Origin of the sequence: Microbacterium sp. NC79, assembly GCF_019061125.1 — a bacterium.
Classification (GTDB): Bacteria; Actinomycetota; Actinomycetes; order Actinomycetales; family Microbacteriaceae; genus Microbacterium.
On record NZ_JAHQYI010000001.1, the window covers coordinates 460,259 to 486,867 of the forward strand.

Annotated in this window: 22 protein-coding genes; 15 read left to right on the plus strand and 7 right to left on the minus strand. The window is 59.1% G+C overall.

What is annotated here, in order from left to right; genetic code table 11:
* Positions 1-17: 17 nt before the first annotated feature.
* From KTJ77_RS01995 to rfbB, 11 genes are all read left to right on the plus strand, one after another.
* On the plus strand, positions 18-323 hold the full coding sequence (locus tag KTJ77_RS01995; protein WP_217336846.1) for a hypothetical protein: 306 nt from the start codon (positions 18-20) through the stop codon (positions 321-323).
* Between the two features lie 164 nt (positions 324-487).
* Positions 488-1,654, plus strand: a complete 1,167-nt coding sequence (locus KTJ77_RS02000; protein WP_217336847.1) for a S8 family serine peptidase — start codon at positions 488-490, stop codon at positions 1,652-1,654.
* A 120-nt stretch (positions 1,655-1,774) separates the two neighbouring features.
* Entirely contained in the window at positions 1,775-3,292 is a 1,518-nt protein-coding gene (locus KTJ77_RS02005; RefSeq protein WP_217336848.1) for a hypothetical protein, read from the plus strand.
* Positions 3,293-3,324: 32 nt separating this feature from the next.
* Positions 3,325-3,696 carry a YbaB/EbfC family nucleoid-associated protein gene (locus KTJ77_RS02010; protein ID WP_217336849.1) on the plus strand — a complete coding sequence of 124 codons (372 nt, stop codon included), beginning with the start codon at positions 3,325-3,327 and terminating at the stop codon, positions 3,694-3,696.
* A complete protein-coding gene (locus KTJ77_RS02015) occupies positions 3,696-3,989 on the plus strand; it encodes a hypothetical protein (RefSeq protein WP_217336850.1) in 294 nt (97 codons plus the stop codon). Before KTJ77_RS02010 ends, KTJ77_RS02015 begins: the two co-directional genes overlap by 1 nt.
* 15 nt (positions 3,990-4,004) lie before the next feature.
* The gene (locus KTJ77_RS02020) at positions 4,005-4,454 is read left to right on the plus strand and encodes a hypothetical protein (protein WP_217336851.1); all 450 of its coding nucleotides are present in this window, start codon (positions 4,005-4,007) and stop codon (positions 4,452-4,454) included.
* A gap of 366 nt (positions 4,455-4,820) precedes the next feature.
* Positions 4,821-5,189 (plus strand): 30S ribosomal protein S12, encoded by a 369-nt coding sequence (rpsL, locus tag KTJ77_RS02025; RefSeq protein ID WP_040162881.1) that lies wholly within the window; start codon positions 4,821-4,823, stop codon positions 5,187-5,189.
* A 5-nt stretch (positions 5,190-5,194) separates the two neighbouring features.
* Positions 5,195-5,665, plus strand: a complete 471-nt coding sequence (gene rpsG / locus KTJ77_RS02030; RefSeq protein WP_147825120.1) for a 30S ribosomal protein S7 — start codon at positions 5,195-5,197, stop codon at positions 5,663-5,665.
* Positions 5,666-5,742: 77 nt separating this feature from the next.
* Positions 5,743-7,857 (plus strand): elongation factor G, encoded by a 2,115-nt coding sequence (gene fusA / locus KTJ77_RS02035; protein ID WP_367948801.1) that lies wholly within the window; start codon positions 5,743-5,745, stop codon positions 7,855-7,857.
* A gap of 168 nt (positions 7,858-8,025) precedes the next feature.
* Positions 8,026-9,219: an elongation factor Tu gene (gene tuf / locus KTJ77_RS02040; protein WP_217336852.1), complete on the plus strand. Its 1,194-nt coding sequence runs from the start codon at positions 8,026-8,028 to the stop codon at positions 9,217-9,219.
* Positions 9,220-9,308: 89 nt separating this feature from the next.
* Positions 9,309-10,328, plus strand: a complete 1,020-nt coding sequence (gene rfbB, locus KTJ77_RS02045; RefSeq protein ID WP_217336853.1) for a dTDP-glucose 4,6-dehydratase — start codon at positions 9,309-9,311, stop codon at positions 10,326-10,328.
* A 625-nt stretch (positions 10,329-10,953) separates the two neighbouring features.
* Here the strand turns inward: rfbB and KTJ77_RS02050 are convergent.
* A complete protein-coding gene (locus tag KTJ77_RS02050) occupies positions 10,954-12,753 on the minus strand; it encodes a hypothetical protein (protein ID WP_217336854.1) in 1,800 nt (599 codons plus the stop codon).
* Positions 12,754-12,907: 154 nt separating this feature from the next.
* On the opposite strand from KTJ77_RS02050, the gene KTJ77_RS02055 reads away from it, so the two are divergent.
* The 3 genes from KTJ77_RS02055 to KTJ77_RS02065 all read left to right on the plus strand — a co-directional run bounded on the left by KTJ77_RS02055 (position 12,908) and on the right by KTJ77_RS02065 (position 14,911).
* Positions 12,908-13,474 (plus strand): VanZ family protein, encoded by a 567-nt coding sequence (locus KTJ77_RS02055; RefSeq protein ID WP_217336855.1) that lies wholly within the window; start codon positions 12,908-12,910, stop codon positions 13,472-13,474.
* 41 nt (positions 13,475-13,515) lie between these two features.
* Positions 13,516-14,328, plus strand: coding sequence for an HAD-IIB family hydrolase (locus tag KTJ77_RS02060; RefSeq protein WP_217336856.1), 813 nt, complete (start codon positions 13,516-13,518; stop codon positions 14,326-14,328).
* Between the two features lie 76 nt (positions 14,329-14,404).
* Positions 14,405-14,911 (plus strand): VanZ family protein, encoded by a 507-nt coding sequence (locus KTJ77_RS02065; RefSeq protein WP_217336857.1) that lies wholly within the window; start codon positions 14,405-14,407, stop codon positions 14,909-14,911.
* A 4-nt stretch (positions 14,912-14,915) separates the two neighbouring features.
* On the opposite strand, the gene KTJ77_RS02070 is transcribed toward KTJ77_RS02065, so the two are convergent.
* The 3 genes from KTJ77_RS02070 to KTJ77_RS02080 all read right to left on the minus strand — a co-directional run bounded on the left by KTJ77_RS02070 (position 14,916) and on the right by KTJ77_RS02080 (position 19,052).
* Entirely contained in the window at positions 14,916-16,397 is a 1,482-nt protein-coding gene (locus KTJ77_RS02070; RefSeq protein WP_217336858.1) for a sugar transferase, read from the minus strand.
* A gap of 22 nt (positions 16,398-16,419) precedes the next feature.
* The gene (locus KTJ77_RS02075) at positions 16,420-17,586 is read right to left on the minus strand and encodes a nucleotide sugar dehydrogenase (protein ID WP_217336859.1); all 1,167 of its coding nucleotides are present in this window, start codon (positions 17,584-17,586) and stop codon (positions 16,420-16,422) included.
* An 83-nt stretch (positions 17,587-17,669) separates the two neighbouring features.
* The gene (locus tag KTJ77_RS02080; RefSeq protein WP_217336860.1) at positions 17,670-19,052 is read right to left on the minus strand and encodes a hypothetical protein; all 1,383 of its coding nucleotides are present in this window, start codon (positions 19,050-19,052) and stop codon (positions 17,670-17,672) included.
* Between the two features lie 146 nt (positions 19,053-19,198).
* Between KTJ77_RS02080 and KTJ77_RS02085 the strand changes: the two genes are divergently transcribed.
* Complete coding sequence (locus KTJ77_RS02085) at positions 19,199-21,523, plus strand: glycosyltransferase (RefSeq protein WP_367948802.1); 2,325 nt, start codon at positions 19,199-19,201, stop codon at positions 21,521-21,523.
* A 15-nt stretch (positions 21,524-21,538) separates the two neighbouring features.
* Here KTJ77_RS02085 and KTJ77_RS02090 read toward each other — a convergent pair whose 3' ends face one another.
* From KTJ77_RS02090 to KTJ77_RS02100, 3 genes are all read right to left on the minus strand, one after another.
* Positions 21,539-23,380, minus strand: coding sequence for an ABC transporter ATP-binding protein (locus KTJ77_RS02090; protein WP_367948804.1), 1,842 nt, complete (start codon positions 23,378-23,380; stop codon positions 21,539-21,541).
* Positions 23,381-23,456: 76 nt separating this feature from the next.
* Entirely contained in the window at positions 23,457-24,197 is a 741-nt protein-coding gene (locus tag KTJ77_RS02095; protein WP_217336861.1) for an ABC transporter permease, read from the minus strand.
* A gap of 538 nt (positions 24,198-24,735) precedes the next feature.
* On the minus strand, positions 24,736-26,151 hold the full coding sequence (locus tag KTJ77_RS02100) for a polysaccharide pyruvyl transferase family protein (protein WP_217336862.1): 1,416 nt from the start codon (positions 26,149-26,151) through the stop codon (positions 24,736-24,738).
* Positions 26,152-26,609: the final 458 nt, after the last annotated feature.

The window sequence follows — 26,609 nt, forward strand, 5'->3', positions numbered from 1 at the left end:
CGAGACGGGGCTCTCACATGCGCGGCACCATCATTCTCAATGCCGATGTTTTGCGTAGTCAGGGTCGGTCGCTGGCGGCACACGCCAGCGACCTCGGCTCGGCCGCATCCCAAGCCCAGGTCGCGATGCCTGCGACCGCGTTTGGGTTACTGAACTCCTACCTGCCGGGCCCGTGCAACGCATTGGCCGGGCAGTCGGCTTCGCTCCTGAGCGCGGCATCTGACCTGCTCGACGCGATGGGTCAGGGCGTCGACGGTGTCTTGAAGGCGTTCGAAAATATCGAAACTGAAGCCTCCGCCGTGCTCGACGGATACGAGCCGTGAGCTCGGCAAGCGAGCAGCAGGTCGAGGCAAGAACGCTTTCTGTCCGCAGGCGGGCATCGGCGCTTTTCGCGAGCATCGCGTGCAGTATTGCTCTTTTCGCGCCTGCGGTGAACGCTGGAGGTGCAGCGCATGCTGCTACCGATGGTGATTGGTGGTATTCAGCGATGGGGGTCGCCCAGGCGCACGATGCTGGGTGGACAGGCGCCGGCGTCAAAGTCGCGGTGATTGACGGGCAGATAAACCCAGATTCCCCAGGGCTGGCGGGTGCGAATCTCACGGTTGTTGATGCGTTCCTGTGCTCGGGAACAACGGCTGTGACGACTGATGCCGCGTATGGACCTCTGCACGGTACCCATGTTTCGCAGGTGCTTGTTCGTCCGGACGGAGCGAATGGGGGAGTCGGCGGCATCGCCCCCAACATTGAGCTGACCTTCTATGCCCTGGGACAGCCCAACTGCCAGGATCCATACGTCGACGGAAAGAACGGGATGGGCCGGGCCATTGTGGCGGCCACGGACGCCGGAAACGACATCATTTCGATCTCCATGGGCGCGGAGACTGGCACCGGACAATACGAGGCCCTTGCTTATGCGCTCGCGCATGACGTCATGGTGGTGTCATCATCCCCGAACACTGACGAAGACATTGGATTGGTTTTCCCAATGCTCGCGAATGGCGTCGTTTCGGTGGCCGCCGTGTCAGATTCGCTCGACCTCATGTCTGACAACGGCAAGCCTGTTGTTACGGAGGAAGTGACGCTCGTGGCTCCCGGAATCGACGTCCGTGTGATCGGAACGGACGGCGACGTTACCGCCGATGGGATCACGCGGGGAACATCATTCGCCGCGCCGTTGGTTTCGGGGGCGTTGGCGCTTGCGAAAGAGAAGTACCCGGAGGCGACGGGTAATCAGCTCATTCAAGCGTTGATTTCGACCACGGTGAGTGCACAGAACGGTGTGCCTCGCGACACCGTCGGCGGATACGGCTACGGGGTTGTTTCGCTGCAGGGGCTGCTGTCGTCAGAGCCGCTGTCGCTCCCCGATGAGAATCCGCTGATGGACAAGTCATGGGGCGAACCGACCCAAGCCCAGATCGACGCGCAGCGCGACGGAGAGGGCGATGCCACACCGACGCCCTCCCCCGAACCCAAAGCCAGTGAAGAACCCAAACCCAAACCCAAGCCAACGAGCACGGCCAGCAGCAGTGAGCCCAGCACACCTGACGCACCCGTGCCGTGGCCGTTGATTGCGGGCGGGGGTTTTGCCGCGCTCGGTGTGGCCGTGATCATTATTTCTGTCATGAGGTTCCGGCGGGGTGCCGGTCAGTCTTAAGGGGGCTGTGATGTCGCAGGGCAAGAAGAAACAGAATCGAATCGATTACGCGCGGTGGGACGCGAATTACCACCGCATGCGCGGACACCGAATCTCCGCGGCGCATGATCGGTACGAGCCGTGAGCTCGGCGAGCGCGATCGCAGGGAGCCTGCGAAGCGAATCCTGGGCGGGCGGAGCGCCGCGTTCAGGCGGCGACGCTTGCGCCAGCATTCCGGGATTCGCGGGGATGGCGCTGCAGTATGTGCAGCCACTGAACACCTGGTTCAATGATCTTCTTGGCGACCCGGCAGCCGTCGCCGGGTTCGCGTCGGGTTGGCGCAACGTCGAGGAGCAAGCGCGTAGCGTCGCCAGCAAGCTGACGGCTGACAAAGCGAAGCTTGCCGACTTGGACGGTCGGTCGATCCGTAAGCTCCGTGAGCGTTACGACGATCTCGACCCGATCATCACCGACACCGCCGAGTGGAGTGGGGCAGCCGCAGCCGCCCTGCAGGTCGCGTCGACAATCGTCACAGCGGTGCGTCAGTTCATCTGTGACTTCCTGGTGCAGCTGAAGCGCTTTTGGGATGAGCTGTTCGAGTGGGGCTGGAACCCCATCGACAAGCTCGACAACCTCTGGAAGTTCGCCGACGCGGCCTGGGATCTCGTGCAATCGGGTCAGCGCCTGCTGGAGACGATGTTCACCGCGCTTGAGCAGCTGGGCACCTTGCTCAACAAGCTGCAGCCCCTGGTGATGGAGGCGCTCAGCGAGATCCGGCTCATCCTCGCCGCCATTGTGAACACGATTCCGGTCGTCGGCGGCTCGATCAGCGACATGCTGCAAAACGATCCTGACGTGGAAGAGCTTGACCCCGGCATCCTCAACAAGGAAGGCGCTGAGGCGTATAACGAGATGATGGACCGCGGCGAGGTCAACGGGCTCGTCGATCTGCTTGATCAGAATGGCCTCATCGACAAGATCAGCGGTGGTGAGTCCACCGCCATCAGCGTGCAGACGATCCAACGACCAGATGGTTCCACCTATACCCTCGTCAACCTTCCCTCGACGTTGGACTGGGCAGGTATTGATCTGCCGTTCACCACCGACGGTGGGCCGATCAATGACTGGGACGGCAATGTCGCTCAGGTGCTGTTTGATAACCCGGTGCTGCGCACGCAGTACGAACGTGCCGTGATGGATGCGCTGCGCGACGCGGGCGTGCAGCCCGGGTCGGATGTGGTGTGGTCTGGCTTCAGTCAGGGCGGCATCATGGCGGGCAACCTGGGCTCGGACTCGCACCATGGGTACAACACCGTCGGCATTGTGACCAACGGGGCGCCCATCGACCACTTTGACATTCCGAGCAACATTCCGGTGCTGCAGGTGCAACACGCGCTTGACCCTGTGCCGGTTCTTGACGGCTCCTACGTTCCCAACTATGGTCCGAATGTTGACTGGGTGTACGGCAATGTCGTGACCGCTGACGGCGTGGATTTTGCGCCGCACAACGCGGGCACCTACAGCGACACGTTGCAGCAGTACATTAATCAGGGTGGGCAGTTCACCAACGACTGGTCGTTCTTGAACGGTGAGATTGTCGAAACCTACGTCGGCCACACCGGCGAAGGTGACTACCGAACCCAGCCGACGACAAAGTAGTTCCGAGTTCGTGAAGATTGTGACGATGCAAAATGATTGATGACATCTCGGAACAGGTGCAGGCGGCTCGCGAGCGCGTCTACGGCCAGGTTGAAGCGGCCCGCGCGCGACACTCGGCGCTGCGCGAGGCCATCGACGAAGTGCGAAACCTGACCGCGACGGTGCGCTCGCCTCGCGGTGAAGTCTCGGTCACCGCCGCGATGAGCGGCGCGGTGACCGACGTTCGTGTGCACCACGATGATCTGGATGCGCGCACGCTCAGCACCCTGCTCACGCAGACGGTTGCGCGTGCGCAGCAGGCGGTGCGTGACCAGGCAGCTGATCGCATGACGGCCGTTGCCGGCGCCGACTCCACTATCATCGCCGACCTGCGCATGCCGCTGGCTCGAGCCGGAGGGATCTAATGTTTACCGACCTGCACGTCGAAACCGCTCCGATACTCGACACGGCTGTGGAGTTTGAATCCACTGCGCAGCGCATGAATGAAATTGCCGACCGCTTTCAACAACGTCGCACCGAGCTTTTGCAAAGCTCCGCGGGCGCGGCGTCGGAAGCGGCGGGGCTCGATATGCAGCGCTCGATCGATGCGCTGTACATTCGTGCTGGCAAGCTCACTCGTAACGCTGGCGTCCTTCGCAAACTGGTAGCGCTGTATGACCAGGCTGATCTCGACGGCGCCCGCTCGTTCGGCCCGTAGTTGCGAAAGGCACTTGTGAAACGCCCCTCACGCCGCGCCGCGGCATTCGCCACCCTCACCGCGGTTGCCGCCCTTGCGCTCTCCGCGTGCGCAGGTGGTTCCGGAACCACGGAGGCGGCGGCAGCCGTGCACCAGCAGGTTGTTGACTCGGGTGCGTTCGTCGACGTGGACATTTCGAAATCGATCGAGAAGAACTCGAACGTGATTTTCGCGTGGGTGAAGGTCGACGAAGAGATGACAGGGTCGCAACTCTCGGTGATCATTACCGCCGTCGGCACGGCCACCGCGAAAGACAACGGGTGCGTTGTGGAGATCGTCGCGAAGCGCAACGATGCGAACGAGTCCAAGGTTCACCTGCGTGACGCGGCGCGCGAACTCGGGCTCACGCAGTACCTCACTCGCAACGACTACAGCATTGAAATGCCGTGCCGCGACGCCCGCGACTTCGCTGAGGCAAACGGCTAAGTGCTCGCTGGGCCGACACGGATGCAGGTGAGCGGGGGAATGTGGGGCGCGACACGCGGAAGCGACGGAATCGAGGCCGTCTGCGTTTGACCGCGTGGCAAAAACCCGCGTATCATTGATCGGGTGTGCGCTCGCGCGCGTCGTGAGTTGTGTCTCGGCACGGATCAGGGCAAAACGCGAAACCACACATCTCTGGGAACGGCTTGCAAACAGGCCACCCCCACGGCATATCCACCACAGAGACCGTGCAGATATTCTGCCCGGTCGGCGGATTAGCGTGAAGCCCCTCGACACGAAGCGTAAAACTTTCTCACTGCGGGGACGAGACCACGATGCTGTCACCGTGCAGCAAATATAGGAGAAGAAGTGCCAACTATTCAGCAGTTGGTTCGCAAGGGACGTACGCCGAAGGTCACTAAGACCAAGGCTCCCGCCCTGAAGGCGAACCCGCAGCAGCGCGGCGTGTGCACCCGTGTGTACACCACCACCCCGAAGAAGCCGAACTCGGCGATGCGTAAGGTCGCTCGTGTGAAGCTCTCGAACGGTACGGAAGTTACCGCGTACATCCCCGGTGAGGGCCACAACCTCCAGGAGCACTCGATGGTGCTCGTTCGTGGTGGTCGTGTGAAGGACCTCCCCGGTGTCCGCTACAAGATCGTCCGCGGTGCACTCGACACCCAGGCAGTCAAGAACCGTAAGCAGGCTCGTAGCCGCTACGGCGCGAAGAAGGGCTAAGGAATATGCCTCGTAAAGGTCCCGCGCCCAAGCGCCCCGTAGTAAACGACCCGGTATACGGTGCTCCGATCGTCACGTCGCTCGTGAACAAGATCCTCGTCGACGGCAAGAAGTCGCTCGCTGAGGCTATTGTCTACGGCGCCCTCTCGGGTGTCGAAGAGAAGAGCGGCCAGGACGCTGTGGCAACCCTCAAGAAGGCGCTCGACAACGTGCGCCCCACGCTTGAGGTTCGTAGCCGCCGCGTTGGTGGTTCGACGTACCAGGTTCCGGTTGAGGTCAAGCCGCACCGTGCAAACACCCTTGCACTGCGCTGGCTCGTTTCGTACGCAAAGGGTCGTCGTGAAAAGACGATGACTGAGCGTCTGCGCAACGAGATCCTCGACGCTGCGAACGGTCTGGGTGCCGCTGTTAAGCGTCGCGAAGACACGCACAAGATGGCTGAGTCGAACCGCGCGTTCGCTCACTACCGCTGGTAACCAGCACCTTCGTTCCGCCCCTGGCATTCGCTGGGGGCGGAGCGATCCACATACGAACCTGACGTAAGGAAGAACCCGTGGCACAAGAGGTGCTCACTGACCTGAACAAGGTCCGCAACATCGGCATCATGGCTCACATTGATGCTGGAAAGACGACGACCACCGAGCGCATCCTGTTCTACACGGGCGTCAACCACAAGCTCGGTGAAACCCACGATGGTGGCGCGACCACTGACTGGATGGAGCAGGAGCAGGAGCGTGGCATCACGATCACGTCCGCTGCTGTGACGTGCTTCTGGAACGGCACCCAGATCAACATCATCGACACCCCCGGTCACGTTGACTTCACGGTTGAGGTGGAGCGTTCGCTCCGCGTTCTCGACGGTGCTGTCGCTGTGTTCGACGGTAAGGAAGGTGTCGAGCCGCAGTCTGAGACCGTTTGGCGTCAGGCTGACAAGTACGACGTTCCGCGTATCTGCTTCGTCAACAAGATGGACAAGCTCGGCGCTGACTTCTACTTCACCGTTGACACCATCATCAACCGCCTGAAGGCGACCCCGCTGGTTATCCAGATTCCGATCGGTTCGGAAAGCGACTTCGTTGGTGTTGTCGACCTCGTCGAGATGCGCGCCCTGGTTTGGGCTGGCGACTCGAAGGGTGACGTCACCATGGGCGCTAAGTACGACGTCCAGGAGATCCCGGCTGACCTCGCAGAGAAGGCAGCGGAATACCGCGCCAAGCTCCTCGAAACGGTCGCTGAGACTGACGACGCACTGCTTGAGAAGTACTTCGGTGGCGAAGAGCTCACCGTTGCAGAGATCAAGGGCGCAATCCGCAAGCTGACCATCTCGTCGACCGTTTACCCGGTGATGTGTGGTTCCGCGTTCAAGAACCGCGGTGTTCAGCCGATGCTTGACGCTGTTGTTGACTACCTTCCTTCGCCCCTCGACGTGCCTGCTGTTGAAGCACACGACCCGAAGAACGAAGAGATCGTCATCGAGCGCAAGCCGTCGAAGGAAGACCCGTTCGCAGCTCTCGCGTTCAAGATTGCTGTTCACCCGTTCTTCGGTCGCTTGACCTACGTTCGCGTGTACTCGGGCCACCTTGACTCCGGTGCTCAGGTCATTAACTCGACCAAGGGCAAGAAGGAGCGCATCGGAAAGATCTTCCAGATGCACGCCAACAAGGAAATGCCTGTCGAGTCGATGACGGCTGGTCACATCTACGCTGTGATTGGTCTGAAGGACACCACGACCGGTGACACCCTCTCGGACCTTTCGGCTCCGGTTGTTCTCGAGTCGATGACCTTCCCTGAGCCCGTCATTGAGGTTGCTATTGAGCCCAAGACGAAGGCTGACCAGGAGAAGCTCGGTACCGCTATCCAGAAGCTCGCTGAAGAAGACCCGACGTTCCGCGTCGAGCAGATTCAGGAGACCGGTCAGACGCTCATCAAGGGTATGGGTGAGCTTCACCTTGACATCCTCGTTGACCGTATGAAGCGCGAGTTCAAGGTCGAGGCAAACGTTGGTAAGCCGCAGGTTGCTTACCGCGAGACGATCAAGAAGGCGGTCGAGAAGCACGACTACACCCACAAGAAGCAGACGGGTGGATCGGGTCAGTTCGCAAAGATCCAGTTCACGCTCGAGCCGCTTGAGGTTGAAGGCGACAAGACGTACGAGTTCGTCAACGCTGTCACCGGTGGTCGTATCCCGCGCGAGTACATCTCGCCGACCGACCAGGGCTTCCAGGACGCAATGAACGTGGGTGTCCTCGCGGGCTACCCCATGGTCGGCGTCAAGGCAATCCTCGTTGATGGTGCTTCGCACGATGTTGACTCGTCTGAAATGGCGTTCAAGATTGCCGGATCGATGGGCTTCAAGGAAGCTGCTCGTAAGGCAAACCCGGTGATCCTCGAGCCGATCATGGCTGTTGAGGTTCGTACTCCTGAGGAGTACATGGGTGACGTCATCGGCGACATCAACTCGCGCCGTGGCCAGATCTCGTCGATGGAAGACGCGCAGGGCGTCAAGGTCATCCGCGCACAGGTTCCGCTTTCCGAAATGTTCGGATACATCGGTGACCTGCGCTCGAAGACCTCGGGCCGTGCTGTCTACTCGATGACGTTCTCGAGCTACGCAGAAGTTCCGCGTAACGTTGCGGACGAAATCGTTCAGAAGGCAAAGGGCGAGTAATCGCCTGTCGGGGGCGTGTCGGTAACGCCGCGCCCCCGGTGCCCCTGAATTTATAACTTCACAGAATCAGTGGGATCTTTCCCACTACACTGAAACCATCCCCTTGTAGACAACCGGTCGCAATCCAGCGCCCCGGACGATCTACACGAATGTCCTTAGGAGGACCTAGTGGCTAAGGCCAAATTCGAGCGGACCAAGCCGCACGTAAACATCGGAACCATCGGTCACGTTGACCACGGTAAGACCACGCTTTCGGCTGCAATCTCGAAGGTTCTGGCTGACACGTACCCGTCGGCCACGAACGTTCAGCGCGACTTCGCAACGATTGACTCGGCTCCGGAAGAGCGTCAGCGCGGTATCACGATCAACATCTCGCACATCGAGTACGAGACCCCGAAGCGCCACTACGCGCACGTTGACGCACCCGGCCACGCCGACTACGTCAAGAACATGATCACCGGTGCTGCTCAGATGGACGGCGCAATCCTCGTGGTTGCTGCTACCGACGGCCCGATGGCTCAGACGCGTGAGCACGTTCTGCTCGCCAAGCAGGTCGGCGTTCCGTACCTGATGGTTGCACTGAACAAGTCGGACATGGTTGACGACGAGGAAATCCTGGAGCTCGTTGAGCTTGAGGTTCGTGAACTCCTCTCGAGCCAGGGCTTCGACGGCGACAACGCCCCCGTCATCCGCGTTTCGGCTCTCGGCGCCCTCAACGGCGAAGAGAAGTGGACGAAGGCAATCCTGGAGCTCATGCAGGCTGCTGACGACAACATCCCCGACCCCGAGCGTGACCGCGACAAGCCGTTCCTCATGCCGATCGAGGACGTCTTCACGATCACCGGTCGTGGAACCGTTGTTACGGGCCGTGCAGAGCGTGGAACCCTCGCGATCAACTCTGAAGTTGAGATCGTTGGTATCCGTGCAACGCAGAAGACGACCGTTACGGGTATCGAGATGTTCCACAAGCAGCTCGACGAGGCTTGGGCTGGCGAGAACTGTGGTCTCCTCCTCCGTGGCCTGAAGCGCGACGACGTCGAGCGTGGCCAGGTTGTTGTGAAGCCGGGCTCGGTTTCGCCGCACACCAACTTCGAGGGCACCGCCTACATCCTTTCGAAGGAAGAGGGTGGCCGCCACAACCCGTTCTACACGAACTACCGCCCGCAGTTCTACTTCCGTACCACGGACGTGACCGGCGTCATCTCGCTGCCCGAGGGCACCGAAATGGTTATGCCTGGTGACACCACCGACATGTCGGTCGAGCTGATCCAGCCGATCGCTATGGAAGAGGGCCTCGGCTTCGCTATCCGTGAGGGTGGCCGCACCGTTGGTGCTGGTACCGTCACCAAGATCAACGCGTAATTTCGCTTAACTGATCTGCGAGGGCCCCTGGGAAACCAGGGGCCCTCGTACGTTTACACACTAGCCCTTCCTGTCAGAAGATAAACACCATGAGTCACCTCCTCGTCACCGGTGGCGCCGGCTTCGTCGGTGCGAACTTCGTGCATCACGTGCTCGCGCACACTGACCATCGGGTGACGGTGCTCGACAAGCTCACCTACGCAGGCAACCGCGCTTCTCTCGCGGGCCTCGACCCGACGCGTTTCACGCTTGTCGAGGGTGACATCAACGACGCCCCACTCGTCGACCAGCTCGTGGCCGGCACTGACGCCACCATTCACTTCGCAGCTGAGTCGCACAACGATAACTCGCTGACAAACCCGCGTCCCTTCGTCGATACCAACATTGTTGGCACGTACACGCTGCTCGAGGCCGTGCGAAAGTATGACGCGCGCCTGCACCATGTCTCGACCGATGAGGTCTTCGGTGATCTCGAGCTCGGCAGCCCGGAGCGGTTCACCGAGTCGACCCCCTACATGCCCTCATCACCGTATTCGTCGTCTAAGGCCGCCAGCGACATGCTTGTGCGAGCGTGGGTGCGTTCGTTTGGCGTGCGTGCGACGATCTCGAACAGCTCGAACAACTACGGCCCGTTTCAGCACGTAGAGAAGTTCATTCCTCGGCAGATCACCAACGTCCTACGCGGCATCAGACCGAAGCTCTACGGTGACGGTCGCAATGTGCGCGACTGGATTCACGTCGACGACCACTCCGCTGCCGTGCTTGCGGTTCTCGAGCGGGGTCGCGTGGGGGAGACCTACTTGATCGGCGCAGAAGGTGAGCGGAACAATAAGGACGTCGTCGAGACGATCCTGGAAGAGATGGGTCACCCCCGCGACGCCTACGATCGCGTCACCGACCGCCCGGGTCACGACCTTCGATACGCGATCGACTCCACGAAACTCCGCACCGAGCTGGGCTGGCAGCCCCGATTCACCAATTTCACTGCCGGCCTTCGCGCCACGATCCAGTGGTACCGCGACCACGAGCCCTGGTGGGCTCCCATGAAGATCGCTTCCGAGCTTCGCTACGCTGCGCACGAATTGCGGCTCGATGATATGACCGGGTGAACCGGGCATAGTAGCGCTGACTTGGGAGCCGAACGGCCCTGGATGCGGCCGACAAACCAGTCGAGAAGATTGGTTCGACCGACATGGAACCGCGCCTCGGACTCCACGCACCTTTGAGGCTGATGCACCCCCAGGATCAACGCGCAATTTCAATTTCACTGACCTACCGCAACAATAGACCTGGCACCCGACGGCTCCGTAGGGTCCAATCGCGCCTTTCCTCAGGAAGCTAGGCAACGCGCGCTCCCGGGAAACCCCAATGCAACGTCTCTCCCCAGCCTGGGGCCGAGGAGAGACGTCGCGAGGGATCATGTATGGAAATAAGCGCCATCCCTCGCGGTATCGGCGGACGCGGCGAATCGCCAGAAACGCATGAAATAGTGCGCCGACACCTCAAGTCTACTGAACCACCTCGCACAGGAGAACCAGAAAGTACGGCATCACGGTGGAACGGATGGCTCTGACCAGGCTGTCGCCGGGGTAAGAGGCGGGATCCATAGATTGGAGCGGATATCGAAGGGGACCCGGCTACTGTCCTGCAGAGTTACCCACGAAATGCTGGGAACGTCACGGACGACTTGTCGTCATTTCATCGACGGTGGACCGCTGGCGCAGGCCACCGCAGTTAACTGAATAGCGTGTAAAGCACCACTGGCTTGATAGGGGAATCTTTCGCGGCTCCCGTGAGTGAGTACTTCTTTGTCTGGAGGCGCCACAGGGCGTTAGCGTATACCTTCTCATAAATTGTGTGAAGCGGTCCGGAATCAAGAACATCGAGACCCTTTCGACCAAGTTCCAGCACCGTTTCGGGCGTTTGCGGTAAATCTAGGCCTCGACGTCGCGCGATATTCAACATGAACTCCGGTGGGCCGGCAGGCACATCATCGGGGGTGCCATACACGTGATACGGGCTAAGCCGAGTAGCGTCAACCGGGCCACCAAGTCGTGAGAGGCGTCCAGCTACGTACTCAGACGAAAGATCCTTGGATTCTCTTCCAGGTTTGCCCCGGTCGTACGGCATCGCTGCGAGGTCGGGGACCAACGCTATACAAAGGTCATTGATAATCGACTTTTCATAGTGAGTCGGAAACGGAAGCTCGTTTACTTCGGAATAGGCGAGAGCCACTAGGCGGCTCTGCACGAGGGGGGTGAATCCGAGCATCTGCATCGTGCGAGTCCCCCCGCCGTGCAACGCATACCGATAGTTCATGTAGTGAAGCTCAGAAGCCTCCCTGCTGTTAGCATTGACGCCAACGGCTTCCAGACCTTTCAATCCCTGGTTGCGTAGTGCAGTTGCGACCAGGGGGTTGGGTGCTGTCAGAGAATCAACTATCTCTGCCCAGGAGCGCCACTCATAGTTCCCGCGGATCACCTCGCCGCCCAATCCGGTCAGATTGATGTGCTTAATCTGGTGTCGAACTGCTCGCGGTCTAGTGATGTAGTCATAGGTGCCCATGTCTGACAGCGTCCACATCATGAATGGAGTCGATTCAAACTTACGGTCCGACAGCCGGCCGGCCGTTGATTTTCCGTTGAGCGAGAAATTGAAACGCTCGGCTAGGCGCCTGGCGACTTCGTAATCGTCTGCGTGGATCGGCTGCGTATTTTGAGTATTGATTTGCATGTCGCCTGCAACTCCCGCCGCGATCGCACCCGCAAGCGGCACTCGTGAGTCGTAGCCGCCCGACAAACTTAACGCTGGCTTCCAATCGCCGAGCTGCATAAGCGTTGCCATCAACCGCGCAATGTTTTCAGCGCCACTTTTCAGCGCGTCTCGATAGGTTTCGCCTCTCCGAAGGTCCAATCCATCCAGTGCGAGGCCTTCAGTCGTGACTGATAGCGTTTCCCCAAGCCTGACAATTAGTCGTTGACGTCCGGGCACAAAGCCGATCTCCTCGACGAATGTCTCTGGGCTAATTTGCTGACCTCCGTACACGCCGAGTAACGACCGTGCCAGCAACACCTCGTTGTTTGGCGTGATTGGATCGCCCATGTGTTTGCGTAGGTCGACTAGAGCCAGCATCGAGTCGGAGACCGCCACATAGCCCGGGCCCTGCGTGTGTAGTAGCGGTAGTCTGCCGAATGAGTCCCTAGAGAACGTGACTGCGCTTGCATTCCAGTTCACGCGGAGGAACTGCCCGTCCCACGGTTGGTCAGTTTCGCTGTGGCGATCCACAAAGTTGAGCCACCCAGCGAGGCCGAACACGACGGATCCGGCGTTGTGATCGACCAAGTTCCCTTTGAAGAAGGTCCTCGACGGCAGATCGAGGCTCTGCCGCAGATCATGGGTAACAACCGTCATGGCGAATTCAGGTGAGGCTTGGACGGTGGTCACCTCGGCGCGCACACTGCCGTTCAGCCCCAGCCATGTCTGAACGCGTGACCTCGCACGCTCGGCCGCGAAAATAAAGATATAGTTCGACAACGGTCGCCCCTCGGATAGATCGACTCCTCTCCCATATTTTACGGATGTGATACCGCCACTAAAACGATGAAAACGCTAGATTCTCTGCGCAGCGAAAGAAGGATTTGGGAACCACCTTTTAGCATGGAGTTTCACTCGAGCCGAGAGGGCCAACATGACCGATGCGATTACCCAGAGCCTGCCTGGCACTCGCCGGGCGCCCAATGGTGGCCCGCGACCACCACAGAGTCATCTAAGGGTCTGGATCGCATGGCTGGGCCTCCTGGCTTACGGGGCGGTCGTCGCCGTCGTTACTTTGAGCCCAACGCCACTTGATAGCGGCTACCGCGGCGCAATTGACAAGGTGCTCGCTGTTCTCCACCGCAACGGCTTACCCGAACGCATCGACTATCCTGAGGTCGAGTTTGCCGCGAACATTCTGATGTTCATCCCCATCGGCTTTTTCATCGGTTTGGTGTTGCCGCGTATGGCGGTCTGGGCCGGGATCCTCGTGCTGCCAGCATTGTCGGGCGCAATTGAGTTCATCCAGGGGCAGCTGCTCGCCGAGCGCTTCGCGACCGTCAACGACATGATCGCCAATACGATCGGCGGCTGGACTGGACTGCTGGCCGCCATCCTCATCCGAGCCATCGTTCACGCCCGCGACGTGAAGGTCATTGCGCGCGCCACATGGGATCAGAGGCATGATGGCGGACGGAGTGCACAATTACATGCCCGGTGAGGCGGTTAAACTAGTTGTTCGTTTTGCTTGAAAGGTTCCGCATGCAAACCCCGAGATTGGTCGCATTTGACCTTGACGACACGCTCGCTCCGTCCAAGACTCGAATGGACCCTCGCATGGCAAAGGTGCTACGCGAGCTGGCCGATCGGGTTGAGGTGGCAATCATCTCGGGAGGGCAATGGCAACAGTTTCAGACTCAGGTGATTGATCAGCTACCAGAACTGTCGCTTGAAGCTCGCGGCAGACTTCACCTGATGCCAACGTGTGGCACGAAGTACGTTCGTCACAACGGAACAGAATTCGCAACCGTGTACGCCGAGAACCTCACGGACGATGAACGGGATCGTGCCAAGCAGGCGTTGCGTACTGAAGCGCTACGTCTCGCGATGTGGGAACTAAAGCCGGCGGGCGACGTTATCGAGGACCGTGGTTCCCAGATCACGTTCTCCGCTCTCGGGCAACAGGCTCGCCTTGAGGATAAGCACGCTTGGGACCCGACCGGGGCGAAGAAGGCTGCGCTAAGAGACGCCGTCGCGCGTGCTCTCCCAGACCTTGAGGTGCGTTCGGGCGGTTCGACTTCGATTGACATTACCCGCAAGGGAATCGATAAGGCATTCGGAATGGCTCGCCTTGTCGAGGCAACCGGTATCGCTCTGGACGAAATGCTCTTCTTCGGCGACCGACTCGACGAAGGTGGGAATGACTACCCCGTGCTCGAGATGGGCGTCCGTTCGATCGCCGTGGAAGGTTGGGAAGATACGTTGGCAAAGGTCGCAGCGCTCGTGGATCAGATTGACCCAGTTGGCAAAAGCGCTGCCCTCGCCGAGGGCGAGTTGATCGGAGATCGCGGATAGATATCCGTCGCACTGCTTCCATCAGCTTCACCCGTGCTGTTGGGGTAGCGGCCGAGGCATTGTGAAGCCAAAAATCATGTTGGAGAACGAGGAACCTAGCGATCCGTCTTGGGCCAGCCCAATGAAGTCACATAGACGCGTAGTCATCGAACGGTCAACGTTCGCCGGCTACTTTGCATTGATCCTGATTGTCACCATGTGGCCCAAGCCGGTCACGGAAGGGGCAAGCGAGGTCATCATCGAAGAGGTCTTGCGCGCGTCCCGAGAGGCTGGGGCACCGGAGAGTTTCAACTTCAACGCGCTCCAATTGGCGGCGAACGTAGCGATGTTTGTGCCATTCGGTGCGCTGCTTGCAATGACCCTCACACGCAAGGTCTTCTGGATTGCAACGGTTAGCTCGTTCTTGCTGTCCTCTTCGATCGAAGCAATACAACAAGTGTTCCTGCCCGAGCGTCAAGGAGACCCTTGGGACGTGTTGATGAACACCATGGGCGGTGCTATCGGTGCCACGGTGACGGTCCTTATCCGGATGCGTACACAGAGGAATGTGTCGAAGGGGGTAGCCACTTTTCAGGGGCGCTAAGCGGTCAACCCGCGGTGGTTCCCGGGCGCAATACTGCTTTGAATGTACGGAACAGGATCTGGATGTCCTGTGCGAACGACCAGTTCTCGACGTAATAGAGGTCGAGGCGGATTGAGTCCTCTGCGGAGAGCGAGGAACGCCCGGAGACCTGCCACAAACCGCTCATCCCGGGCTTCACGAGGAGCCGTCGCTCAGTGCCGTTGTTGTATAGCTTCACTTCGTCGGCGCGTTGTGGTCGGGGGCCGACCAAGCTCATATGACCGCGCAAGACGTTGATGAGCTGGGGCAGCTCATCAATCGAGTGGCGACGCATGAAGGCCCCGGCTTTTGTGACGCGCGGATCGTTATTGACCTTTTGGAATGGCTGCGCTCCAGTACCTTGGAGATCGAGCAAGCCCTTCAGCTGATCATCGGCGCCGACAACCATCGAGCGGAACTTCAGCATCGAAAAGGTCTGACCGTGCCTGCCAATGCGATCTTGTCGGTACAAGATTGGTCCGGGTCCTTCGCGGCGGATGCGGCAGGCGGTATATCCGAGGATCGGTGAAACAAGCAGTAGAACGAGTGCGCTACCGACAATGTCGAATGTGCGCTTCACAACTCGGCGATAGCCTTCCAGCCTGGGGAAATCGACGTGCACGAGTGGCAACCCAGCGACGGGTCTCGCATGGATGCGGGGGCCGGCGATATCTGTGAGCGCCGGCGCGACGACCCAGTTCATGTTGTGGTCCGCGACGGACCACCCCAGGCGGCGCATCGTGTCAGGGTCGAGATCGTCGCTACCGGCCAGAATCAGCGTATCCGCCCCGGCTGTAGCCATCGCTTCCATCGTGTTCTGCAGGCTACCGAGAACCGGTACATCGCCAATTGTCGCAGGAGCACCGCTCGGTGTAATCGCACCGGTAATGACGTAGCCGTAGTCCCGGGCGCGACGCATCGCCCGCACGACGTGCGCAACTTTAGCCTTTTCACCAACCACGACGGCGCGGTAAACGTACAACCCTTTGCTTTGTCGTTTGCGTAGCCATTGCCGCCATCCCCAACGGCCAAGGAGGAGAAGTAAAAGCCCAAACGGTATCGCCAGGATGAAGATGAGGCGTGAGATATCGATCCGGAAGAAGAATGCAATTGAAATGACGAGGGCAAACAAGAATCCCGTTGCGCTTATCACTCGCCGATATTCCAGTACGCCGTCGCCGACAATATGGCGGTCGCGTGATTCGAAACCATCTAGGCATAGCAACCACATGATGCCGATCAGCCCAAGAGGAACGACGTATGGCAATTCCGGCCCCGAGGGCCACACCAGTGTTTTGTTCCGCACGAAAATGAGGCCGAACGCTGTGAGCGTGGTTGCGACTGCCGCGATATCACCGTAAATGAGCTTTCCTGCGTAACGCTGTGCCCACGGAATCTCCCGCCGGGTGTACGCGAGCGTGGCGCGGTACTTCGCGGAGTCAGCGGAGGGGGAGTGAGGTTCGCTCATCTTTGCTTAGAGTGTCGCCAGATCAGTCGCGACCGTAGATGTCGCGCGTGTAAATCTTGTCTACCACGTCGTCCAGGTCTGCACTCGAACGGTTTGCGATGATGACATCGGCGCGCGACTTGAACTCGTCGAGGTCCGGGACAACTTCAGAATTGAAGAAATCGGCGTCTTTAAGAGTCGGCTCGTAGACAACGACCTCAACGCCCTTTGCCTTGATCCGCTTCATGATGCCCTGAATCGACGAGGTGCGGAAGTTGTCTGACCCCGCCTTCATGACGAGACGGTAGACGCCAACGGTCTTCGGCAAGCGTGAAAGAATGTCGTTAGCGACGAAGTCTTTTCGGGTACCGTTCGCTGCGACGATGGCGCTGATCAGGTTCTGCGGAACTTCCTGATAGTTCGCAAGAAGTTGCTTCGTGTCCTTCGGGAGGCAGTAACCCCCGTAGCCGAAGGAGGGGTTGTTGTAGTGCGATCCGATGCGAGGGTCGAGGCCGACACCTTCGATGATCTCCTGGCTCGAAAGTCCATGGACGGCGGCGTAGGTGTCCAGTTCGTTGAAGTACGCAACACGCAAGGCAAGGTACGTGTTGGCGAACAGTTTGATGGCCTCGGCTTCGGTTGCGCCGGTGAGGAGGATGGGGGCTTCCTTTGTGATCGCTCCTTCGATGAGCAACTCTGCGAATCGTTGTCCCACGGGGCCGCGGTCACCGACCACAATGCGAGAGGGGTGCAGGTTGTCGTAAAGAGCACGACCTTCCCTAAGGAATTCGGGGGAGAAGATGATCGTTGCGCCAGGGTGTTCGTCGCACATCCGGTTGGTGAATCCAACGGGAATGGTCGACTTGATGACGATGGCCGCGGCGGGGTTGGCTGCGAGTACGGCATCAATCACGGACTCGACCGAGCTTGTATCGAAAAACTGCGTGACATCGTCGTAGTTAGTGGGAGTCGCCACTACTACATAGTCTGCATTCTTGTAGGCCGCGGTTGCGTCGAGTGTGGCGGTGAGGTTGAGGTTATGTGTGGTGAGGTAGTCGCTGAGCTCAGCGTCTACAATCGGGGAGACCCGCTCATTAATGAGGTTTACCTTGCTCGGATCGAGGTCAACCGCAACGACTTCGTTCTTTTGCGCCAGCACGACAGCATTTGATAGCCCAACATAACCGGTCCCCGCGATCGCAATCTTCATACTTGATACGATAGTCGCTCTGGAAGCTTGGCTAGGGCGCGAAATTAGGTGCCACTTGCGGTTCGTCTCTCGTCTCGCTCGAGCTAGGTTATTAGCGTCGATGTTGCTTCGACGAAATGCTTTAGCAGCTCTGCTGCTCGCTGCATCGGAACGTTTGCGAGTCCGATTCGCATCCCACTGTCAACTTTCGAAACAGTGCCGCCGATCGATTGGGCTACTCGTTCAATATCGGCCCTAGAAGCGAGGGCTGACTTGTCGACGTTAACGGCGATGAAGATTTTTTTGCCCTTGTGGCCCATGCGAAGGCGGTAGATGACATGCGGGGCGTCGCGAAGCGGAATTCGGACGATGTTTGACGTTGACGGAAGGGGCGGGTCCGCAAGCAACGGTACGTCCGCCTCTCGCCAAAGACGAATCCAGCCCTTTATATTCGAAAGCTCATCGCTGGCGCGAGTTCGCGCGCGTAATCCCTCGTATACCGCATCGAACACCGCTGCCCGTGCGTCGGCCAACTCGCCACGCTGCAGCGAATCCAAGATAGAGCGGAACTCATGCACCGATAGAAAAGTATGATGCGGTGACAGCGCGGGGACGCTAGAAACATACACACTCAGCGGTCCAGCCTCATTCAAGCCAATCGTTGGTGGCGGCATGCCTTCCGACGCTAGCAACCGAACAAGCTGATCGAGGATTTCTTTGTCCTCAGCGTTTTGAAGAACTATAAACCTTGATGATTCGTGCCTAAGGATGTGGCGTAGGTCGGTTCGTGCGAGGAGCTTCTTATCATTGAGGCGTAACCCGACGCGATTAAGGTGCCGACTCGAGCTACTCTCCGCGGGATAGATGGGTGGATTCTCAACGACTGCAGTGGCTCCCGGGATTTCAGCGGCAAGCTTGAGCGCAGCGGTACCTCCCGCAGAACTACCAATGATGTAAAGGTCGTTGCTGTCGACTGCATAGCAAGATAGAACTCGCTCGACGATGGCGGCAATAGTTGATACGGCGTCCTGATCGGGCGTTCCGAGATACCAACCGGTTTGTAATCTGCCGGGATAAGCAACGAATGTAGGGTCGTCGATGTTGAGGGAGACACCGTCCATCCACGAATGCCAACTGACTCGCGGGAACTGAGCAGTGACCCCATCTTTCAATGCCCCGCCGCCCGCGGAGAGGAAGACGTAGAGCCGCTTCTTCGTCGAGGGAGTGCCAAACATCTCCACCATGAGGCCGTTGCCGCGTACCTGAATTCGGCGGCCCGTCACGTCACCATCCCACGTGGCGAGGTCAAAGACCTCGGGTGCTGTGGCGAGCAGTTCCCTCGAATGGAGCGCGTCGGTCGACTTGCGGTATGACTCGTACTCGGCGAAGGGGGTCGGGTCAACAGTCTCATCGGGCGAGAGTGGTCGAGTCCACGCTCCGAGTGTGACGCGGCGTTTGAAAAAAACCATAGAGATGGTCGCTTTCACTAGAAGACGGGATCAAGGCGCCAGCGACTTAGACGTGGGAATAGCGCATCGCCCCTTTGGAGACAGGATATCGTGCGATCACCACGAGAGGAGGGAGGTCGGATGGATTAAGCCATCCTTGACCTCAATCGCATAAACTCAATTCGGTGAACGCAACGCCTCTTGTGTCGGTGATCATGCCGCTCTTTAATGATGAAAAGACGCTTGCGTCGTCGTTACAAAGTGCGGTGTCGCAGACACTCCGTGACATCGAAATTATCTGTGTCGACGACGCCTCGACAGACGGCACCGTCCGCGTGATCGAAGAATTTGTGGCGCGCGATTCCCGCGTCCGTCTTGTGAGGCATAAACGTAATGGTTCAGCGTGGCAAGCCCGGCGTACCGGCATACACGCGGCCAATGCAGACTACGTTCTGTTCCTCGACGGCGATGATGAATTAGCACCAGATGCAGCTTTGCGCACGCGAGCCGAAGCTCAGGCCACCGACGCGGACCTCGTGGGATTTGGCGTAACGGTGCTTGACAAAGACGGCCGCCGTGGCGGTAGCTACGAAGGGCGACTCCAGCCTCGACACCGTCGTCTAGATGGTGAGGCTGTCCTCGCGGGGCTATTCCCAATCGATATGCCGGCCCAGGGCCAGCTGTGGAGATACCTGTTCCGCACAACTGTTTTACGCGACGCGTACGCCCGTCTTCCACAGGATCTCGTCCTGCCGCGGGTGAACGACTTGCCGCTCATGTTTCTGGTGGCCGCAGTTGCTGATCGATACGTGTCTATCGATGACAAGCTCTATCGCTATCATTTTGGGCGAGGCGGGAGCGGTCAAAACGTTGACAGCATCGAGCGTGCTGAGTTTTACGCCTCGGCCATTCGCTCGATTGACATCGCTCGTCCGGCTGTGGAAAAACTTGCCGAGTCGCCTCGTGCCTCGTCGCAGTTGCGTGCCGCTTACGAATCGGCGCGGCTGTCATTGGTCGGATATGTCGGCTCGCAGCTACTGGAGAAGAGCGAGTCCGCCGTCATCGCTTCTGCCCTTCAGCATCTGCACACACTGGTTTCAGCAACTGACCTGATTCGTGGCATGGCAAAGTTTTATCCTGGCTCTCTCCCCAAGTTGAAAGCCCACACTCCGTGGCAGCCATTAGTCGGTGAGCCGGTCCGGAGCATCATGCTGGCAACGTCATCGCTCCGTACCGGCGGCGTGACAGCGGTAATTGCCTCCCAGGCGCGTTACCTCCGTGAAGCTGGGTATCGAGTAACCGTGGTTGCGAGGAGCCAAGGTACTGACCGGGCTGCGATCCCAGATAGTGTGACGTTTCGCGAGCTGACCAAGAACGATTTGATGGGCAAACTCAGCGAGTGGGCGGAGATATGTCGGGAGCAGCAGATCGATGTCGTAATTGACCACCAGGTGCTTTACACACAATATTGGCCCGAGTTTGCCCTCATAGCCAAGGCCGAAGGGGCAGCGACGATCGGCTGGCTCCACAATTTTGTAGGTCGCCCTATCTACGATGGCACTCAGCAACTGACACGCATCGAAGAGCACAGCAACACACTGGCGCAGCTGGTGGTGCTGTCGCCCCTGGACGTAGCGTATTTCAAGCTTCGGGGCGTTGACCACGTAGCATATGTACCTAATCCGCCTTCGTCCCTCCTCCTTAACGCTGTTTCAGTAGCGAAGATACCCCCTACCGGCACCCTCAACCTCGTCTGGTGGGGTCGGCTTGAGGAGCGGACAAAACAAGTCTCGGAGCTCATCGCTGTTGGGACTCACCTCCGAGACTTGGGTGTCGATTTCCAGCTGAATGTCATCGGTCCCGATTGGGAGGATTTCACGGCCAAGAAATTCAACGCCCTTGCCCGTGGCGCGGGCGTGGGATCGCGGGTTCGTGCACTCGGGCCCCGACATGGTGCATCGCTCCTGCGAGAGATCGACAAAGCTCATGCTTTTGTTTCCACAAGCATCATTGAGGGCTACCAACTCACCATCGCGGAAGCTCAGGCGCGCGGCCTCCCAGTCTTCATGTACGAGCTTCCTTGGCTCACGCTCGTACAGAACAATGACGGGGTGATCGCTGTTCGTCAGGGCGACGCGGGTATGCTCGCCAGTAAAATCAGCAATCTTCTCAGTAACGCCGCCTACTATGATGCGTTGTCCAGAGCATCTCTGGATGCTGCCCAGCGCGCTACCGATTATGACTTTGCCGCTCTTTATGTGTCGGTCGTCACGGGCTGTTTGCCAGCACATTTTTCGCCCCAACCTACTCTGGATGACGCACGCCGACTCCTCGAACTTACGGTGTTCTTTGCGGAACGCAGCAAGTGCGGACGAAGGCCACGTGGCGCTCGACGTGTTACAACGCGGTTTTGGAGCCGGGTCGTTCCGATCGGGCGGGAAGTAGTCCGGCGGATACCGGCCCTTGGCCCGTTTGCATACCGCGTGAAAGGCTGGCTAAAGGGCCGATAGGCGACGCATTAGGAGTCAGGGAACGGTAGGATCCGGAACGACAGGGTCGGCGGCTGGCGGCACCTCGGGCGCCGGTTCCGCGCTTGCCGTCGGTTCCGGCTCTGGTGCCGGCTCTGTAGGTTCCGGGGCAGGCTCTGTAGGTTCCGGGGCTGGCTCGGTGGGCTCTGGCTCTGGTACCGGCACTGTGGGCTCTGGTGCTGGCTCCGTAGGCTGCGGGGCTGGCTCGGTGGGCTCTGGAGCTGGCTCGACGTCCGTGGGTGGCTCTGCCGGTTGCTCTTCGACGGGTTCTTCTGTCGCCAATAGTTCGCGGGTAACGGTCGCGGTGGCGCTAATCTGCTGTCCGCTTTCACTCACTGCGAACAACGTGAACACTTGAGCAGCATTCGAACAGACGTAGGGAACAGTCTGCGCCTCTACGACGGGCCCGAATGTATCACCGACTGGAACCGCGATTCCATCGTCTCCGGTGGTTGCCAGGTTGACGCCCGTCACGCCCGTAGCATCCCAACTCAGAGCGACGTCAATGACCGTTCCTGCTTCGGCGCACAACACCGTAGGGGGTGCAATGAACGCATTGATTACTGGCAACAAGGGGGTGACGGAAGGTTGAGGAGTGTTTCGATCAGCTGCGCGGAGTTCGGCGATTTCGGTACGGTCCGATTGCAACGTGATGAAAGTGATCGCCGCGCCAGCCGCCACAGCCATGACAACTGCGGCAGAAGACAGCACAATGGCGCGTGTGCGGCGTCGATTCCGATTATGTGCGGACTCGCGGAAACGTTGACGACGTGCAGCGTCTCGAGGGCTAACTGACCCGGGAATGGGTACCGCAGCTGTCGCAGTGCGTCGCGGAGACGGCGCCTGGGGCGTCGTTGTGACGGGGCGAACGGGAGCTTCGCTGGGCGTCGCTGGAACTTTATCTTTGGAGGCTGATTGAACGCGTGGTGCTGTAACGGGCTCTTTTGTTGAGGTAACCGGTGCCGGAGGGGTTTCGACGAAGGCCGCGGTGCTGGCGACTGCTTGTTCCTTTTGCGGCACCTTGGCATCGAGAGCGGCCTGTTTCGCTGCTGCGGCTTCCTTTCTTGCAATACGAGCGGCTACGCGTTTTCTACGTTCAGCAGCGGCGACCGCGTCGGCTGCTGCACCCACACCAACGCTCTTCGGGTCTTTCGCCCACTGCGAGTATTCGCCGATGACATCCTTTATGGGGCCGTCGGCACGCAGTTCGCCCTTATGGATCCAGAGGCCACGTTCACATGTCTCTTTAAGTGAGCTCGGCGAGTGGCTCACAATCATGACGAGCCCAGCCGCATCGCGCAAGCTTCTGATGCGGGCTTCACTCTTCATCCGGAATCTGCGGTCGCCAACTGCAAGTGCTTCGTCGAGCAGCAAAATGGAATGAGGCCGTGCCGAAGCGATCGCGAAGCGCAAGCGCGCGCCCATTCCCGATGAGTATGTGCGCATCGGATGATTGATAAACTCGTTAAGCTCCGCAAAGTCAGCGATTTCGTTGACTTGTGCGGCAGCTTCTTCGGCGGTGAAACCCATCGCGAGAAGACCAAGCTTGATGTTGTTCTCACCCGATAGCTCGGGCATTAGTGCTGCGTTGACGCCGAGCAAAACAGGACGATCTGCGGCGTAGATCGACCCTTGTGACGTGGGGATCAGGCCAGCCATCGCTCGGAACAGCGTCGACTTACCCGAGCCGTTGTGGCCGATAACGCCGATTGTCTCGCCCTCTCGGGCGGTGAAGCTGACACCACGTACGGCATGAACTTCATTGGTGAGTGCAGATCGCTGGCCGAAAATCTTGCCTTGACCGCCGATTGGCTTGCCACCAGCGAAAACTTTATACACGACGTGAGCGTTATCCGCGACGATCATGGAGCGTGCAGACTCTATGCGCGGCATAGGCGATGTCGCCATCGGTAGATCAGTCACTGAGCCCGTACCTTGCTTCGGCGCGCCAGAAGAAGACAGTCCCAAATATGACCATGACGATCGCCCAGACCGGGGCAGCGACCCACACGATATCGGGAGCTACGACAGACTCCATCAAGACGCTGCGGGCCATAGTGACGAACTCGTAGGTGGGAAGCATGTGTGCGATCGCAAGTAGCGTGGGGTACGCCGCCAACGCGCCGTCAATGCTGAAGAAAATGCCGGTGCCATAGAGCAACACGCGGTTGATGATCGGAACAACTTGCTGAACGTCGCGTGCGTGCGTCGACAATCTGGCTACGACGAGTGCCACTCCGAGATTGAAAATGGCCATAACCAACAAAATTGGCAAGAGCAGCAACCACTGCCATTTTATGGGTTCGCCGAGTACCAGCATCAGGACGTAGAGCAGCGCTACCACGGGGACCATGCGCAAGGCCTGCTCAATCACAACAGAGACAGGCAAGAGTATTCGCGGGAAGCCAAGACTCTGGACCAGCTTGGTGTTTCCAGTGATGGCCTTTGATCCACCACCGAAACAACCAGTGAAGAATTCGAATACGAACACGCCCACGATTAAGTACGGAACGAAATTGGCTGGTCGCGCGGGTCCCGTAAGTACAAAGGTGAAGATGGTGCCATAGACCAAGACCATTGACAACGGCTTCAGAATTAACCAGAGGATGCCAAGGCGGTTTTGGATGAGCGCGGAGAACAAGCGATATGTGGCCAATTGCCGTGCGAACCCTCGTCGCCGCCACGCATCGGAAAGGTAGGCACCCAGTCGGGGGCGTTGGCCCACTTCATACAGAGACGCGGGAGCGTCGGTCGACCGCGCTGTGTTCATCGTCCGCCCCATTCTGTCGTGTTGAGCGCATGCGTGCGCGATCTTGGCAATATTACAGCGTTGCCCCTGTGAGGGATCCGAGGACACGTGCATACGTGGGGTGGGATTGAATTCACCAACTCGGTTCGCTAGCACCCCTAAATCTTGCGAGGTAGTTGTGATGAGACTATGCGGGCATGGGTAGTGAATTCGGCCAGGTGGGGCGATGAGCGGCAAACGCGCATGGACTGGGTACATCCGTCCGGCACAGCATATGGCACCCGGCGAGGATCTGAGTGTGCCGCAATAACGTTGGGATGGCATGGACCCGACCTTCGGTCGGGTCCATGCCATCCTCAGAAATGTTTTGTCACTTCATTCGGTTGCTGGTTCACGAAATAAGAACACAAGCAATCGGATTGAAATCCGTGGTGGTAGATGAACCCTAGTCCACGATTTCGATCAGCTGATCGCGGAGCTCTTCCATAAAGGCCGTCGACCTCGCACGAAGCATCGCAACCTGGTCGGGGTCGATAGGCGCTGGGCCGGACATACCGAAAATCTCGATCAGCCGGTCGGAGTTGTGACTCGCGACCAACTCGCTGCGCCCGATGCGGGCCATGAAGTTGCGGTTCTTATTGGTAGGTACCAGCACGATTGAGGGCACGCCATACATCGTGGCGACGACAGTTCCGTGGAACTTCATGCTCGCAAGCACGGTGCATTCGCCGATCGCGCGGGAGAGCGCATCGAGGTCTTCCGAATGGATTACCTCTTTGTCGGGCACGTTGAGTGCAGGAGCATTCGCAATGTCTCTTTCCCCGACAGATCCCGTTCCGAGGATGATGTGCCGGATTCGAAAACCGCGGCTTTGCGCGTGAGCGGCGAGCTCTTCAAGGCGGGTGTAGTCGTCCGGAGTCTCCACGCGGCGCTGACGCGTTACAATTCCGAGAATTGGCTGTCCTGCCGGCTTAGAAACCTCAGGGAGCTTCAGTGAGCAGACGATGTCGGGCTCGCTGGTAACGGGCGCGGTGGGCTCGAGCTTCTCGCGAATCCAGTTCGCGCCAAAATCGTCCCTCATGCCAATCAACTTGACGTTCGGGTCCTGGAAGAAGCGTCGCAAACGGTTGATGATGTGCGGCTTCTCCTTGTGCTTCTCAGAGTCTCCGTAGATTGGCACGCCTACGCCGGCCACGAACAGGGGCTTTCGAAGGTAAGTGCGGTCGAAGTAACGAGGATCCGTGCTCCACTGTTGGACGAGATCACCGCCGCCCAGAACGATGGCTTCAACCTCGTCTACCTTCTCTTCAACGGGGCGGCTGAAGTACGGCTTGCTTTCGAGGTCAGGAATAATTCGGAGGTCAAAGTCACGCCCAAGGAACTGTTGGAAAACGTCGATGAACAGTTCGTCCCCGTAGTTTCCGTGCCCGAAGAACCCGACTAGCCCGACCGCCTTCTTCGCAACAGGGGCATCTGTTTCGCTCAACTCGGTGGTTGTGGCCGCTTGTGTCGAATGATCTGCTCGATTCGGCTCGATGCCACGGTTCAGCTGTTGCAACTCGTCGCGTAGACCAGCGACCTCGCGTCGAACGTGGTGGAGCTTTCGAGATACCTCGCTAACCTCAGCACCCAGTGCGTCTGTCGACTCCTTGCTCGCTGCGATCGTTGCAGTCTGATTCGTGGCTTGCGTGCGTCGGTAGATAAACTGAAGGCGGACCGCCACGCCGATGGCTAGCGCGAGTACTCCAAGGGTTGCGATCGCCCACTGTGTTTGCCCCGCGGCAGCGAGGGCGAACACCGCGACGGCACAGACAAGCATTCCGGCCATTGTCATGAGGTCGCGGCCAGTAAAACGTGACATTTGACTCCTTCGAGAACCAGCGCGGCGGGTCCAAGATTGATCGAGCTACGACTCGTGCCGTAGGTTCCGCAATTGACGGTCGAGACCAGCTTACAACTCTGCGACGCGTTCAAACGTTCTACTCTCGACGTGTGACACTTGGCCCCGGCGTCGCCTTTATCGGTCGCTTAACGCATAGAAGAGTGCTCAGGTGGAGGGTGGTCGAGCATGATGACGAGCTCAGCTGATCGCGAGACGCATGCAAGAGCGGAACCCTCGCCGAACCCGTGGGAATGCGCTTGAGGCGGAGTGATGGAATAGCATGGGGCGGTAACGGATCCCGCGGCTCGCATCGTACTGCAAGAAAAATGGGCCCAATCCCGAGAAAGATTGGCACAAGATGATCGCTCGCCCAGACTCGAACGCGACGGCGCCACGGTCGCCCTATCGTGGGCGGCCACGGCACACTTTCTGGAAGA

Coding starts and splice junctions, on each gene's coding strand:
- KTJ77_RS02015 (WP_217336850.1), top strand. CDS start 3,696: ATGTTTACCGACCTGCACGTCGAAACCGCTCCGATACTCGACACGGCT.
- KTJ77_RS02055 (WP_217336855.1), top strand. CDS start 12,908: ATGACCGATGCGATTACCCAGAGCCTGCCTGGCACTCGCCGGGCGCCC.
- KTJ77_RS01995 (WP_217336846.1), top strand. CDS start 18: ATGCGCGGCACCATCATTCTCAATGCCGATGTTTTGCGTAGTCAGGGT.
- rpsG (WP_147825120.1), top strand. CDS start 5,195: ATGCCTCGTAAAGGTCCCGCGCCCAAGCGCCCCGTAGTAAACGACCCG.
- KTJ77_RS02100 (WP_217336862.1), bottom strand. CDS start 26,151: ATGTCACGTTTTACTGGCCGCGACCTCATGACAATGGCCGGAATGCTT.
- KTJ77_RS02000 (WP_217336847.1), top strand. CDS start 488: ATGGGGGTCGCCCAGGCGCACGATGCTGGGTGGACAGGCGCCGGCGTC.
- rfbB (WP_217336853.1), top strand. CDS start 9,309: ATGAGTCACCTCCTCGTCACCGGTGGCGCCGGCTTCGTCGGTGCGAAC.
- KTJ77_RS02010 (WP_217336849.1), top strand. CDS start 3,325: ATGATTGATGACATCTCGGAACAGGTGCAGGCGGCTCGCGAGCGCGTC.
- KTJ77_RS02065 (WP_217336857.1), top strand. CDS start 14,405: ATGTTGGAGAACGAGGAACCTAGCGATCCGTCTTGGGCCAGCCCAATG.
- KTJ77_RS02075 (WP_217336859.1), bottom strand. CDS start 17,586: ATGAAGATTGCGATCGCGGGGACCGGTTATGTTGGGCTATCAAATGCT.
- KTJ77_RS02070 (WP_217336858.1), bottom strand. CDS start 16,397: ATGAGCGAACCTCACTCCCCCTCCGCTGACTCCGCGAAGTACCGCGCC.
- KTJ77_RS02060 (WP_217336856.1), top strand. CDS start 13,516: ATGCAAACCCCGAGATTGGTCGCATTTGACCTTGACGACACGCTCGCT.